This is a genomic window from Bacillus coreaensis (assembly GCF_050586445.1).
GTDB classification, from domain to species: Bacteria; Bacillota; Bacilli; order Bacillales; family Cytobacillaceae; genus Robertmurraya_A; species Robertmurraya_A coreaensis.
Map to the genome: position 1 here is coordinate 1 of NZ_JBOCCY010000022.1, position 14,223 is coordinate 14,223.

Annotated in this window: 13 protein-coding genes, 1 rRNA gene and 1 other annotated feature; all 14 genes read left to right on the forward strand. The window is 39.2% G+C overall.

The window, feature by feature from the left end; genetic code table 11:
• Window positions 1-101, forward strand: a 5S ribosomal RNA gene (gene rrf, locus ACQ5H4_RS21195); the annotation flags it as partial.
• Between the two features lie 434 nt (window positions 102-535).
• Entirely contained in the window at window positions 536-1,000 is a 465-nt protein-coding gene (locus ACQ5H4_RS21200) for a CtsR family transcriptional regulator (RefSeq protein ID WP_430776934.1), read from the forward strand.
• Window positions 1,001-1,052: 52 nt separating this feature from the next.
• A complete protein-coding gene (gene mcsA / locus ACQ5H4_RS21205) occupies window positions 1,053-1,607 on the forward strand; it encodes a protein-arginine kinase activator protein McsA (RefSeq protein WP_430776935.1) in 555 nt (184 codons plus the stop codon).
• Window positions 1,608-1,611: 4 nt separating this feature from the next.
• On the forward strand, window positions 1,612-2,676 hold the full coding sequence (gene mcsB, locus ACQ5H4_RS21210) for a protein-arginine kinase McsB (RefSeq protein ID WP_430776936.1): 1,065 nt from the start codon (window positions 1,612-1,614) through the stop codon (window positions 2,674-2,676).
• 22 nt (window positions 2,677-2,698) lie between these two features.
• Window positions 2,699-5,134: an ATP-dependent protease ATP-binding subunit ClpC gene (clpC, locus tag ACQ5H4_RS21215; protein WP_430776937.1), complete on the forward strand. Its 2,436-nt coding sequence runs from the start codon at window positions 2,699-2,701 to the stop codon at window positions 5,132-5,134.
• 135 nt (window positions 5,135-5,269) lie between these two features.
• Window positions 5,270-6,646, forward strand: a complete 1,377-nt coding sequence (radA, locus tag ACQ5H4_RS21220; RefSeq protein WP_430776938.1) for a DNA repair protein RadA — start codon at window positions 5,270-5,272, stop codon at window positions 6,644-6,646.
• 196 nt (window positions 6,647-6,842) lie between these two features.
• A complete protein-coding gene (locus ACQ5H4_RS21225; protein WP_430776939.1) occupies window positions 6,843-7,934 on the forward strand; it encodes a PIN/TRAM domain-containing protein in 1,092 nt (363 codons plus the stop codon).
• A gap of 20 nt (window positions 7,935-7,954) precedes the next feature.
• A complete protein-coding gene (ispD, locus tag ACQ5H4_RS21230; protein WP_430776940.1) occupies window positions 7,955-8,653 on the forward strand; it encodes a 2-C-methyl-D-erythritol 4-phosphate cytidylyltransferase in 699 nt (232 codons plus the stop codon).
• 5 nt (window positions 8,654-8,658) lie between these two features.
• Window positions 8,659-9,141 carry a 2-C-methyl-D-erythritol 2,4-cyclodiphosphate synthase gene (gene ispF / locus ACQ5H4_RS21235; RefSeq protein ID WP_430776941.1) on the forward strand — a complete coding sequence of 161 codons (483 nt, stop codon included), beginning with the start codon at window positions 8,659-8,661 and terminating at the stop codon, window positions 9,139-9,141.
• A 68-nt stretch (window positions 9,142-9,209) separates the two neighbouring features.
• Window positions 9,210-10,670, forward strand: coding sequence for a glutamate--tRNA ligase (gene gltX / locus ACQ5H4_RS21240; RefSeq protein ID WP_430776942.1), 1,461 nt, complete (start codon window positions 9,210-9,212; stop codon window positions 10,668-10,670).
• A gap of 43 nt (window positions 10,671-10,713) precedes the next feature.
• Window positions 10,714-10,942: a binding site (T-box leader), on the forward strand.
• 61 nt (window positions 10,943-11,003) lie between these two features.
• Window positions 11,004-11,675: a serine O-acetyltransferase gene (cysE, locus tag ACQ5H4_RS21245; protein WP_430776973.1), complete on the forward strand. Its 672-nt coding sequence runs from the start codon at window positions 11,004-11,006 to the stop codon at window positions 11,673-11,675.
• On the forward strand, window positions 11,656-13,053 hold the full coding sequence (cysS, locus tag ACQ5H4_RS21250) for a cysteine--tRNA ligase (RefSeq protein WP_430776943.1): 1,398 nt from the start codon (window positions 11,656-11,658) through the stop codon (window positions 13,051-13,053). The genes cysE and cysS overlap by 20 nt, the downstream gene beginning before the upstream one ends.
• 4 nt (window positions 13,054-13,057) lie before the next feature.
• Entirely contained in the window at window positions 13,058-13,462 is a 405-nt protein-coding gene (locus ACQ5H4_RS21255; protein ID WP_430776944.1) for a Mini-ribonuclease 3, read from the forward strand.
• A gap of 16 nt (window positions 13,463-13,478) precedes the next feature.
• The gene (rlmB, locus tag ACQ5H4_RS21260) at window positions 13,479-14,222 is read left to right on the forward strand and encodes a 23S rRNA (guanosine(2251)-2'-O)-methyltransferase RlmB (protein ID WP_430776945.1); all 744 of its coding nucleotides are present in this window, start codon (window positions 13,479-13,481) and stop codon (window positions 14,220-14,222) included.
• Window position 14,223: the final 1 nt, after the last annotated feature.

Here is a 14,223-nt window from a genome sequence, read left to right on the forward strand (position 1 = left end):
GAAAAGGTCACACCCGTTCCCATACCGAACACGGAAGTTAAGCTTTTCAGCGCCGATGGTAGTTGAGGGTTTCCCTCTGTGAGAGTAGGACGTCGCTAGGCAAAGAAAAAAGCACCTGAATGGGTGCTTTTTTTGTTGTGTATATTTTTTATTGTTAAGTAATCACTTTTATGACTTTAAGTACCATTTATTCCACGCAAAAACGTCATAAACTATTTTTTATGACGTGCAGTACCACTTTATCCTCGCATATAAGTCATAAACCAACTTTTATAACCTATCAGCTACACAAATCCCACAGAAACGAGTCATAAACTTGCTTTTATGATCTGAACAGCCCTTTTTTCTCTGTTCCTCAGTGACCCTGTCTTAAATTTAACTAATTCTCTATTTTATAGAATTATATTTATGAATTCTTTCCTAGTTTGAGAGCACGAAATTTGGGGAAAAATTTATAAGGTGTTGTTCATTGCATGAAACTACGTTCATCATGTATAATTAATGTCAAATATAGTCAAAGTCAGAGAGGGGGGATATGGTGAGGAACATCTCCGATATCATTGAGCAGTACTTAAAGGAAGTACTCGAGATGAGTGAAAGAGAGCTCGTTGAAATTAAGCGTAGTGAAATAGCTGATAAGTTCCAGTGTGTACCATCACAAATCAACTATGTAATAAACACGCGATTTACCATTGAAAAAGGGTATGTTGTAGAAAGTAAACGAGGTGGTGGTGGATATATTCGAATTATGAAAGTTCAATCACACGATAACGCTCACCTTATTGACCAGCTGCTAACTGTGATCTCTTCTAGAGTGTCACAAAGTAGTGCGGAGCACGTGATCTTCAGACTAGTTGAGGAAGATGTGATCTCAACGAGAGAAGCAAAAATAATGCTCAGTGTCATTGATCGCTCCGTCCTGTATATTGACTTACCATATCGTGATGAACTTCGTTCGAGAATGCTAAAGGCTATGTTAACAACATTAAAATATAAGTGAAAAAATTCCACGCCTTTAGAAAAGAGTAAAGCCATTTATTGAGGTGAGTAACATGATTTGTCAGGAGTGTAATGAAAGGCCTGCTACCCTTCATTTTACAAAAATTAATAATGGTAAAAAATCTGAGTTTCACTTATGTGAGGTTTGTGCTCAAGAAAAAGGAGAGCACTTTGTAGTCACCAATACATCAGGTTTTTCCATTAACAATCTATTGGCTGGGCTATTAAACTTCGATCATAACTACCAGCTTGCTCAACAGAAAGCTTCACTTTATGAGCAACAACAAGTATTGCAATGTGAAGGCTGTTCGATGACATATAAGCAATTCATTCAAGTCGGACGGTTTGGATGTGCTCATTGCTATGAAACGTTTAGGGATCAGCTTCAACCGATACTACGACGGCTCCATAGTGGTAATTCCACTCACAATGGAAAGATACCTAAGCGAATAGGTGGAAACATTCACTACAAAAAGAAAGTAGAAGAACTAAAGGTTGATTTAAAGTCTGCAATCGAAAACGAAGAGTTTGAACAAGCAGCCATAGTAAGGGATGAAATTAGAGAAATTGAAAAGCTGTTACGCAGTGAAAGTGAAGGAGAGGAATAGGTACATGTCTCTTGAAAAATTTATTAATCAAGCCATAAGCTCCTGGATGAGTGCAGAAGGGCCTGATTCAGACATTGTTCTAAGTTCTCGAATTCGGCTCGCGCGGAATATAAATGAATATAAGTTCCCAACCCTTTTCTCTAATGAGGAAGCACATGAAGTTATACAGACAATGGAGAAGGCATTATTAAATCATACCATTCCTAACTTAAGTCAATTAGAGCTCCTAAGAATGGAAGAACTTCAGCCAATACAAAAACGAGTATTAATGGAAAAGCATTTAATCAGCCCTCATCTAGTTGAAAACTCTGCTCTTGGTGCCTGTCTTTTATCCGAAAATGAAGAAGTTTGCATTATGGTTAATGAAGAAGATCATATCCGAATTCAATGCTTATATCCTGGTTTCCAGGTGAGTGAGGCGTTAACACTGGCAGATCGGATCGATGATGAATTAGAAGAGCATATCAATTATGCATTTGATGAAAAGGTAGGATACTTAACGAGTTGTCCGACAAATGTAGGGACAGGGATGCGGGCTTCAGTGATGATGCATCTACCAGGTTTGACATTAACGCAACAAATGAATCGTATAATTCCTGCCATCAATCAACTTGGTCTTGTCGTTAGAGGAATGTATGGTGAGGGTAGTGAGGCGTTAGGTAACATCTTTCAAATATCCAACCAGATCACGTTAGGTAAATCTGAAGAGGATATTGTTGAGGACTTAAAGGGCGTTGTCAGCCAACTAATTGCCCAGGAAAGATCAGCTCGTGGGGCATTAGCAAAAACTTCTAACATACAATTAGAAGATAGAGTTTTTCGTTCCTTAGGTGTTCTCACACATAGTAGAATTATTGAAACAAAGGAAGCAGCCAACTGTTTATCTGATGTAAGATTAGGAATTGATATGGGTTATATTGAAAACATATCAAGAAATATTTTAAATGAATTAATGATATTAACACAACCTGGATTTCTCCAACAATACGCGGGAGGACCACTAAGACCCAACGAGCGTGATATTCGTCGCGCCTCTTTAATAAGGGAAAGAATAAAAATGGAAAATTAACCTTAGTTAGGAGGATGTTCACATGATGTTTGGACGTTTTACAGAGAGAGCTCAAAAGGTACTTGCACTAGCCCAGGAAGAAGCTATTCGTTTAGGTCATAACAATATTGGAACAGAGCATATTTTACTTGGGTTAGTAAGAGAGGGCGAAGGTATCGCTGCAAAAGCATTATATGCTTTAGGATTAGGTTCAGAGAAAATACAAAAAGAAGTAGAAAATCTGATTGGTCGTGGGCAAGATGCTTCTCAGACGATTCACTATACGCCAAGAGCAAAAAAGGTAATTGAACTTTCTATGGATGAAGCAAGAAAACTTGGTCATTCATATGTAGGAACAGAGCATATTTTGCTAGGTCTTATTCGTGAAGGTGAAGGAGTAGCAGCAAGGGTATTAAACAACTTAGGGGTCAGCTTAAATAAAGCAAGACAGCAGGTGCTTCAACTGTTAGGTAGTAGTGAGTCAAGCAATCATCAAGGTGGAACAGCAGCAAGCGCTAATACGCCTACCTTAGATAGCTTAGCACGAGACTTAACATCTATTGCCAGAGAAGGTAGTCTTGACCCGGTTATTGGAAGAGCTAAGGAAATTCAGCGTGTGATCGAGGTATTAAGCCGACGAACGAAAAATAATCCAGTGTTAATTGGGGAGCCTGGAGTTGGGAAAACAGCGATTGCTGAAGGTTTAGCCCAACAAATTGTAAACAATGAGGTTCCTGAAACATTAAGAGATAAGCGTGTTATGACGCTTGATATGGGTACAGTTGTAGCAGGTACAAAGTATCGAGGTGAATTTGAAGACCGCTTAAAGAAAGTAATGGATGAAATCCGACAAGCAGGAAATATCATCTTATTCATCGATGAACTCCATACACTTATCGGTGCGGGAGGAGCAGAAGGTGCGATTGATGCTTCAAATATCTTAAAGCCTTCCCTAGCTCGTGGGGAACTTCAATGTATTGGGGCAACAACCCTCGATGAATACCGTAAGTATATTGAAAAGGATGCAGCTCTAGAAAGACGTTTCCAGCCAATCATGGTAGATGAGCCGACAGCGGATGAATCTGTTCAAATCTTAAAAGGATTGAGAGATCGTTACGAAGCACATCATAGAGTATCCATTACGGATGAAGCAATTGAGGCAGCTGTCAAATTGTCCGACCGTTATATTTCGGATCGTTTTCTTCCTGATAAGGCCATTGATTTAATTGATGAAGCAGGATCAAAGGTAAGACTTCGCTCTTACACAACACCTCCAAACTTAAAGGAGCTTGAAGCAAAGCTTGAAGAGGTTCGTAAGGAAAAGGATGCTGCTGTTCAAAGCCAAGAATTTGAAAAGGCTGCATCATTACGAGATTCAGAGCAAAGACTTCGTGAACAACTAGAAGAGACAAAGAAAACATGGAAAGAGAAGCAAGGACAAGAGAACTCAGAGGTTACTGTCGATGATATTGCTACAGTTGTAGCTAGTTGGACTGGAATTCCTGTATCACGCCTGGCACAAACAGAAACAGATAAGCTATTAAAGCTTGAAGAAATTCTTCATTCTCGTTTAATCGGTCAAGAGGAAGCTGTAAAGGCAATATCAAAAGCTGTACGTCGTGCTCGTGCTGGTTTGAAAGATCCAAAGCGCCCTATCGGATCGTTTATTTTCCTTGGTCCCACAGGTGTTGGTAAAACGGAGCTTGCACGTGCATTAGCAGAGGCCATGTTTGGTGACGAGGAAGCAATGATTCGCGTTGATATGTCGGAGTATATGGAAAAACATTCAACTTCCAGACTAGTAGGTTCTCCTCCAGGTTATGTAGGATATGATGAAGGTGGACAATTGACAGAAAAGGTTAGAAGAAAACCATACTCTGTTATTTTATTAGATGAAATTGAAAAGGCGCATCCAGATGTATTTAATATTTTGCTTCAAGTCCTAGAAGATGGTCGTCTAACAGACTCAAAAGGAAGAAGTGTTGATTTCCGTAATACAGTTGTTATCATGACTTCTAACGTTGGAGCAGAAGCGTTAAAGCGTAATAAGTATGTTGGCTTTAATATTCAAGATGGAGAACAGGACTTTAAAGATATGAAGGGCAAGGTAATGGAGGAGCTGAAAAAGGCATTCCGTCCCGAGTTCCTAAACCGTATCGATGAGATCATTGTTTTCCATTCATTAGAGAAAAAGCACTTAAAACAGATTGTTACATTAATGTCTGATCAGCTAATTAAGCGATTAGATGAACAAGATATTACGTTAGAGCTAACAGACGCTGCAAAAGAGAAAATTTCTGAGGAAGGGTATGACCCTGAATACGGTGCACGACCTTTAAGAAGAGCAATTCAAAAGCATATTGAGGACCGTTTATCAGAAGAGTTATTAAGAGGAACGGTTCTAACAGGACAAAAGGTTGTCATTGATTATGTGGATGGTGATTTTGCTGTAAGAGCAGGAGAACCGATTCATAAATAATCGTAAAAAAAAGGGAGCACACGTAAGAGATTACGTGTGCCTTCTATTTTCTATTGGGAAATACTTATCACTGCAATGAATTTATAAGATGTCTTATAATGAGAGAGTACGGCATGGAAGAAGGGGGATATAATTTTGGCAAAAGTAAAAACAAAATTCATGTGTAATGATTGCGGCTATGAATCTCCCAAATGGATGGGGAAATGCCCTGGGTGCGGACAATGGAATACGATGGTGGAAGAAATAGAAAAAAAGGTGACTAATCATCGTGCGACCTTTGCTCATTCAGTAGGTTCAACAACCATGTCAAAAGCAACACCAATTACCTCAATTGAAACGATGACAGAGCCTCGTATACAAACGGATTTGGTCGAGTTAAATCGTGTGTTAGGTGGAGGAATCGTAAAGGGTTCCCTAGTATTAATAGGTGGTGATCCCGGAATTGGAAAATCCACTTTGCTATTACAGGTTTCCTCTCAACTGGCAAAAAAACAACATTCCGTTCTTTATATTTCAGGGGAAGAGTCAATGAGACAGACGAAGCTAAGAGCAGATCGACTAGGAGTAACATCAGAAAACTTACTTGTCTACTCTGAAACAGATCTAGAAGAGATCAGTCGAACGATTGAAAAGGAAAACCCAAGTTTCGTGATTGTTGATTCGATCCAAACCATCTTCCATCCTCAGGTAACCTCTGCCCCAGGAAGTGTCTCTCAAGTAAGAGAATGTACAGCTGAGCTTATGAGAATAGGTAAGACAAAGGGTATTGCGATATTCATCGTAGGTCATGTGACAAAAGAAGGCTCGATTGCAGGTCCTAGACTTCTCGAACATATGGTCGATACGGTTCTCTATTTTGAAGGGGAGCGCCACCATACGTATCGGATTGTCCGAGCGGTAAAAAACCGTTTTGGTTCCACCAATGAAATGGGAATTTTTGAAATGAAGGAATTTGGATTAGAAGAGGTTCAAAATCCATCTGAAATATTCCTTGAGGAGCGATCTCAAGGTGCAGCAGGATCGACAGTAGTTGCTTCAATGGAAGGTACTCGACCGGTTTTAGTAGAGATACAAGCACTTATTTCACCGACAAGTTTTGGAAATCCTAGGAGAATGGCTACAGGCATTGATCATAACAGAGTGTCACTACTCATGGCTGTGTTAGAGAAAAGAGTTGGGTTGCTGCTTCAAAACCAGGATGCTTACTTAAAGGTTGCTGGTGGAGTGAAGCTGGATGAACCAGCTATTGATTTAGCTGTAGCTATTAGTATTGCTTCAAGTTTCCGCGATAAGCCAACTAGAGCAACGGATTGTATTATAGGGGAAGTAGGTTTGACAGGGGAGATAAGAAGGGTATCAAGAATAGAACAGCGTGTACAAGAAGCTGCCAAGCTAGGGTTTGAACGAGTCATTATTCCTGCCAATAACATAGGTGGTTGGTCAGCCCCAAAAGGGATTCAGTTAATAGGAGTTTCTACTGTAGCGGATGCACTAAAAGCGACATTTGAATAAGTGAAAGATAAAGGGTAAAAAATTGACACCAATATTTGCTAGGTGCTACCCTTAGTAATAATAAACATGTGAAATCACCCGCAATTATACTAATATAACAAAGAGATTACAGGATAATAACAAACAATAATTTTCTATGTAATATTACGTTTCAATTTATGGAAATTGTTTATAATGTATAAAAGGAGGTGAAGGAATGTTAAAGCGAATTGTTCAAGCCTGTTTCTTAATTACAGGTGGTACTTTAGGGATCTTTTTAATCTCTGATTTATTAACACTTATATCATTAGACGACATTCCTCTGATAAATAATCATTATGTTACCGCTATTTTAGGTGCTATTATTTTTTATCTTATTACTTTTTGGGCGGTCGATTATGTCGTCAATTTCGTGAAATGGGTAGAAGAATCTCTTGTAAAAGTACCTATAACAGATATTATCTTTGGTAGCGTAGGATTAGTATTTGGATTAATTATTGCCTTTTTAGTTGGTTATGCATTAACGGGTATTGAAGTACCTATATTAAATACCGTAGCTCCCGTACTATTGACACTTCTATTTGGTTATTTAGGTTTCCAGGTTGGTTTTAAAAAGAGAGACGAGTTATTATCCCTTTTTACGAAATCAAAAAAGAAGTCTGGTGAGGAAGAGTTAGATGCTGAGAATACAAATGCCAAAAATGAATTAAAAATATTAGATACGAGTGTTATTATTGATGGACGTATTGCTGATATCTGCCAAACAGGATTTTTAGATGGAACCATTGTCATTCCACAATTTGTCCTTGAAGAATTGCAGCATATTGCTGATTCCTCTGATGTATTAAAGCGAAACCGTGGTAGAAGAGGTCTTGATATTTTAAATCGAATTCAAAAAGAACTAGCTATGAATGTAGAGATATATGAAGGCGACTTTGAGGATGTACAAGAAGTAGACTCAAAACTTGTTAAGCTTGCAAAGTTAACTAGTGGAGTAGTCGTAACCAATGACTTTAATCTTAATAAAGTATGTGAACTTCAGAAGGTTGCTGTATTAAACATTAATGACTTGGCAAATGCCGTTAAGCCAGTTGTATTGCCTGGGGAAGAAATGAATGTCCAAGTTATAAAAGATGGCAAGGAGCATAACCAAGGCATTGCTTATCTCGATGATGGCACGATGATTGTTGTTGAAGATGGAAGAGACTATATTGGAAAGCAGCTTGATGTATTGGTAACAAGTGTACTGCAAACATCAGCTGGTCGAATGATTTTTGCTAAACCGAAATTATTAGAAAAAGCATTATAGAAATAGTTAGGGGATATCTTATGTCTTACCAAGTGATTATCCCTGCAGCAGGACAAGGGAAAAGAATGCGGGCAGGCAAAAATAAGGTGTTGCTTCAGCTAAAGGATATTCCTATATTAATTCATACACTCAAGGTATTTGAATTGGATGAGGCATGTGAAGGGATTATTTTAGCTATTTCAGCCGGAGATGAAGATCATTTTTCCAGCCTTTTAAAAAAGTATCGTATCAAAAAGGTTACTTCTCTTGTTGCTGGTGGGAATGAAAGACAGCACAGTGTGTATAATGGGTTGCAAGCCGCAAAGAAAGAGGGAATTGTACTCGTTCATGATGCAGCTAGGCCATTTATTGAAAAAAGAGTAATCCATGAATTAGTATCGGTAGCAGAAAAGGATGGAGCGGCTGTCGTAGCAGTCCCTGTTAAGGATACGATTAAGAAGGTAAATAATTTTGAAGTAGTTGAGACGATTGAGCGTTCAAGCTTGTGGGCCATTCAAACCCCACAAGCTTTTCGCGTGTCGTTACTAGAGGAAGCTCATAACCTAGCGTTGGCACAGAATTTTTTAGGGACAGATGAGGCAAGTTTAGTAGAACGACTACATGTCCCTGTTAAAATTGTTGAGGGTGACTACGATAATATTAAACTGACGACACCAGAAGATTTGTATTTTGCAGAGGCAATTATAAAGCAACGTGACTACCAAAAGAGGGGACTTTAATAACGATGTTTAGAATTGGACAAGGATTTGACGTTCATCAGCTCATAGAAGGTAGACCATTGTTTTTAGGGGGTATAACGATTCCTTATGAAAAAGGATTGTTAGGGCATTCAGATGCAGATGTCCTTCTTCACACAGTAACAGATGCGGTTTTAGGAGCGATAGGTGAAGGAGATATTGGGAGACACTTTCCTGATACGGATCCAGAGTTTAAGGATGCCGATTCAGCAAAGCTTCTTGAACACGTATGGTCATTAGTTGAGAATCGAGGATATGAGCTAGTGAATGCGGATTGCACCATTATTGCACAAAGGCCGAAGATGGCACCATATATTGAGCAAATGAAGAACCGAATCGCTGAATTACTGAAAGCTTCACCAGATCAAGTAAATGTTAAAGCAACAACAACAGAAAAGCTTGGGTTTACCGGAAGAGGAGAAGGAATTGCTTCTCAAGCAGTTGTGCTCTTAAAAAAGAAAGAGCTCTAGGAATTGCCTTTTCACAATGGTAAAATAAATGTCAAAAATAGATTGAACTCTTTAGGAGGAAAAATAGAATGTCTAACACTGTACGTGTTCGTTATGCACCAAGTCCAACGGGACATTTACATATTGGAAACGCTCGTACTGCGCTATTTAACTACTTGTTTGCGCGTCATCAAGGTGGAAAGTTTATTATCCGAATTGAAGACACCGATAAGAAGCGTAATATTGCTGGCGGGGAAGAAAGTCAACTCAAATATTTAAAATGGTTAGGAATAGATTGGGATGAGAGCGTTGATGTTGGTGGATCGTATGGTCCATACAGACAATCAGAACGTAATGACTTATATGAAGTGTACTATAAGCAACTTCTTGAAGAGGGCAAAGCGTATAAATGCTATTGTACGGAGGAAGAACTAGAAGCAGAACGTAATGAGCAAGCGGAGAAGGGTGAGATGGGTGGCTATTCAGGGAAATGCCGTCATCTAACGAATGAGCAGCGCGAAGCTCTAGAAAAAGAAGGAAGACAACCAAGTGTTCGCTTTTTGGTTCCTAGCGAGAAGGTTTTCAGCTTTAACGATATGGTTAAAGGCGATGTTTCGTTTGAAGCAGATGGAATCGGTGGAGATTTTGTCATTGTAAAAAAAGATGGAACACCTACGTATAATTTTGCTGTTGCTGTTGATGATCACTTGATGGAAATTACACATGTATTACGTGGAGATGACCATATTTCTAATACTCCAAAGCAAATGATGATTTACGAAGCATTAGGTTGGGAAACACCGGTATTTGGACATATGACATTGATTGTGAACGAAAGCCGAAAGAAGCTAAGTAAACGAGATGAGTCCATTATCCAGTTCATTGAACAGTATGAGGAATTAGGCTATCTTCCTGAAGCATTATTTAATTTTATTACCCTACTCGGCTGGTCGCCATCTGGAGAAGAAGAGATTTTCTCGAAGGAAGAACTGATTTCCATTTTTGAAGCGAACAGACTTTCGAAATCACCAGCTCTATTTGATAAGCAAAAACTTACATGGATGAATAACCAGTACATGAAGAAACAAGAGGTTGACGTCGTGTATGAACTTGCTCTGCCGCATCTTCAAAAGGCGGGTCTTGTTAGTGAGGCAATGACTCCAGAGGAAGTGGAATGGACGAAAAATCTCGTAGCGCTTTATCAAGATCAGTTGAGCTATGGAGCTGAAATTGTCGAGCTATCAGAGTTATTCTTCAAGGAGGAACTAGAACTAGAGGAAGAAGCAAAGGCGGTTCTTCAAGAGGAAGGCGTGAAGGAAGTATTATCTGCTTTTGCGAGTGAGATTGAAAAGCTACCAAGCCTCCAACCAGAGGATGTTCAAGCAAGTTTGAAGAGCGTTCAAAAAGCAACAGGACAAAAGGGTAAGAAGCTCTTTATGCCGGTTCGTGTGGCTGCTACTGGTCAAACACACGGTCCAGATCTACCTAAAGCCATTGCATTAATTGGTAAAGAAAAAATATTACAACGAATTGTGAGCATTACTAGTTAACAGATTGGAAAAAATGTAATATAGTAAAGATAATTATATAATTTAGAAAATGTTGAAGAGGAAAAGTAAAAAAGCAATGCTTTCAAGAGAGAACCATCATCGGCTGAAAGTGGTTTAAGCCCCTTGTTTTTTGAAGTGCCCCTCTGAGTCCTGATTCGAAACAGGGTTATTCCCTTAGTAGAATGAGGCGGATTTCTTCCGTTACAAGAGTTGAGTTGAAGTAATCTTGGTTACTTAAACAGAGTGGAACCGCGCATATAAGCGTCTCTGTCATTTTGACAGGGGCGTTTTTTATTTTTACGAAATAAGCAGCATTTACGTTTAGGGGGAACGATAATGTTTAAAATGCTAAGGGAAGATGTTGAAGTAGTTTTTGAACAAGATCCAGCGGCAAGGACGTATTTTGAGGTTATCTTAACATATTCAGGTTTGCATTCCATCTGGGCTCATCGAGTGGCACATGCTCTATATAAGAGAAAATTTTATTTTATGGCAAGGGTTATATCGCAGGTAAGTCGCTTCTTCACAGGGATAGAAATTCACCCAGGTGCAACTATCGGAAGACGGTTTTTTATCGATCATGGCATGGGGGTTGTCATTGGTGAAACATGTGAAATTGGTGACAATGTGACTGTGTTTCAGGGAGTTACACTAGGAGGAACGGGAAAAGAGAAAGGAAAGCGACATCCAACTATAAAGGACAATGCTCTTATTGCAACGGGTGCAAAAGTATTAGGATCGATTACGGTTGGTGAAAATTCTAAGATAGGAGCAGGTTCTGTCGTACTAAAGGATGTCCCTCCAAATTCGACAGTAGTTGGGATTCCTGGGAAAGTGGTAATAAGGGATGGAAAGAAAGTAGAGAAAGATTTAAATCACTGTGATCTACCAGATCCAACTGGTGATCGTTTTAAAGCATTAGAATCTGAAATTCACAATTTAAGAAGACAACTAGAACAGGTAGAGAAGGAAAGGAGCTACGAGCGTGAGCATTCAAATATATAATACATTGACTCGTTCAAAAGAGCCGTTCATCCCTCTTGAAGAGGGTAAAGTAAAAATGTACGTTTGCGGTCCTACAGTTTATAACTATATCCATATAGGAAATGCAAGACCACCCATTGTGTTTGATACAGTAAGAAGATATTTAGAGTACAGAGGCTATGAGGTTCAATATATCTCGAATTTCACTGATGTGGATGATAAGCTTATTCGGGTAGCAAATGAGCTTGGAGAAAATGTCCCAACGATTGCTGATCGTTTTATTAAAGCATACTTTGAAGATGTAACAGCACTCGGATGCAGAAAAGCAGATGTTCATCCCCGAGTAACAGAAAGTATGGATATTATCTTAGACTTTATTTCTACATTGATTGAAAAGGGATATGCCTATGAGTCCGAGGGCGATGTTTACTATCACACACGTAAATTCAAGGAATATGGGAAATTGTCTCACCAATCGATTGATGAACTGAGACTAGGAACAAGAATTGCCATCGGTGAGAAAAAACAAGATTCTTTAGACTTTGTGCTTTGGAAGGCAGCTAAGCCGGGTGAAATTTTCTGGGAAAGCCCATGGGGCAAAGGAAGACCAGGTTGGCATATTGAGTGCTCTGCCATGGCGAAGAAGTATTTAGGTGATACCATTGACATTCATGCAGGAGGTCAAGATCTGGCTTTCCCTCATCATGAGAATGAAATAGCGCAATCAGAAGCGTTAACAGACAAAACATTTGCGCGCTATTGGATGCATAACGGGTACATTAATATTGATAATGAAAAAATGTCAAAATCACTAGGAAACTTTGTACTCGTTCACGATATTATCAAAAAACATGATCCGCAAGTACTACGTTTCTTCATGTTAGCGGTACATTATCGCAATCCCATCAACTATACAGATGAGCTATTAGAAAATACAAAGGCAGGACTTGATCGATTAAAAACCTCTTACCAAAACCTTAAACATCGACGTGAGGCTAGCGCCAATTTAACGGAAAATGATCAAGAATGGTTAACAAAGGTTACTACCTTACATGATGAGTTTGTTCGTGATATGGATGATGATTTTAATACGGCGAATGGAATTTCTAAGTTATTCGACCTTTCTAAGATGGCTAATATGTATCTTATTGAAAAGAACACATCTATCACTGTTATTGATGCATTTATGAGTGAGTTTGAAGTGTTATTTGGAATCTTAGGGTTAACTCTTGAAGCAGATCAACTGCTTGACGAAGAAATAGAAGCGTTAATCGAACAACGTATTCAGGCTAGGAAAGATCGGAATTTCCAGTTATCTGACCAAATTCGTGATCAGTTAAAAGATATGAACATTATTTTAGAAGATACGCCTCAAGGCACAAGATGGAAAAGAGGCTAAAAATATGCTCCGCTTTGAAAATACGATAGATGTGAAACAACTGAATAGCCTTGCCTTAGCGTATATTGGTGATTCTATCTTTGAGGTATATGTTCGAAGATACCTTCTTCAATCAGGGAAAGTACGGCCGAATCAGCTTCATAAGGAGTCGACCAAATATGTTTCAGCAAAAGCTCAGTGTCAATTCATCCATCACTTTTTGGATTCGAAGCTCTTAAGTGAGGAAGAAGAGGCAGTCGTTAGAAGGGGCCGAAATGCAAAATCTGGAACAGTGCCAAAGAACACAGATGTACAGACATATCGATATGGTACAGCATTTGAAGCATTGATCGGCTATCTATATTTGCTAAACAGAGAGGAGCGACTTGATGAATTAATCGAAGTTGCCCTCTCTCAAGTTGGAGAATGAAAGGAGGAACAATAAGATGAGCCAAGACTTTATTATTGGGAAAAATCCAGTTATAGAAGCACTAAAGTCTGAACGCGATGTGAATAAAATATTTATCGCAGAAGGTTCCCAAACGGGTCAAATGCAACAGGTAATAGGGCTAGCAAAAGCACAAAATGTCATCGTTCAATTTGTTCCTAAAAAGAAAATCGACCAGATGGTAGAAGGAAATCACCAGGGGGTTGTAGCGGCAGTAGCTGCCTATCAATATGCGGAACTTGATGACTTGTTTAAGGGTGCAGAAGCAAAAGGTGAAACACCATTTTTCCTATTGTTAGACGAAATTGAGGATCCGCATAATCTAGGATCCATTATGAGAACAGCGGATTCCTCTGGTGCACACGGAATTATCATTCCGAAACGAAGAGCAGTAGGATTAACGGCAACTGTTGCAAAAGCCTCAACGGGTGCTATTGAATATGTTCCTGTTGTCCGAGTGACGAATATGGCTCAAACCATTGATGAACTTAAGGAACGAGGTTTATGGATTGCAGGAACAGATGCTAAGGGTAAACAGGACTTTCGTTCGCTAGATGGTACTATGCCCCTGGGCCTTGTGATTGGTAGTGAAGGAAAAGGAATGGGAAGACTCATCCGTGATAAATGTGACTTTTTGGTTAGCCTGCCAATGAAAGGACATGTCACCTCTTTAAATGCTTCGGTAGCGGCAGCCCTTTTAATGTATGAGGTGTATCGAAAACGATATCCACTAGAGGGATAAA

Excerpts from the sequence above, each read along its gene's own strand:
- ACQ5H4_RS21225 (WP_430776939.1), top strand. The coding sequence starts at position 6,843 with ATGTTAAAGCGAATTGTTCAAGCCTGTTTCTTAATTACAGGTGGTACT.
- mcsA (WP_430776935.1), top strand. The coding sequence starts at position 1,053 with ATGATTTGTCAGGAGTGTAATGAAAGGCCTGCTACCCTTCATTTTACA.
- ACQ5H4_RS21255 (WP_430776944.1), top strand. The coding sequence starts at position 13,058 with ATGCTCCGCTTTGAAAATACGATAGATGTGAAACAACTGAATAGCCTT.
- ACQ5H4_RS21200 (WP_430776934.1), top strand. The coding sequence starts at position 536 with ATGGTGAGGAACATCTCCGATATCATTGAGCAGTACTTAAAGGAAGTA.
- ispD (WP_430776940.1), top strand. The coding sequence starts at position 7,955 with ATGTCTTACCAAGTGATTATCCCTGCAGCAGGACAAGGGAAAAGAATG.
- rlmB (WP_430776945.1), top strand. The coding sequence starts at position 13,479 with ATGAGCCAAGACTTTATTATTGGGAAAAATCCAGTTATAGAAGCACTA.
- gltX (WP_430776942.1), top strand. The coding sequence starts at position 9,210 with ATGTCTAACACTGTACGTGTTCGTTATGCACCAAGTCCAACGGGACAT.
- mcsB (WP_430776936.1), top strand. The coding sequence starts at position 1,612 with ATGTCTCTTGAAAAATTTATTAATCAAGCCATAAGCTCCTGGATGAGT.
- clpC (WP_430776937.1), top strand. The coding sequence starts at position 2,699 with ATGATGTTTGGACGTTTTACAGAGAGAGCTCAAAAGGTACTTGCACTA.
- ispF (WP_430776941.1), top strand. The coding sequence starts at position 8,659 with ATGTTTAGAATTGGACAAGGATTTGACGTTCATCAGCTCATAGAAGGT.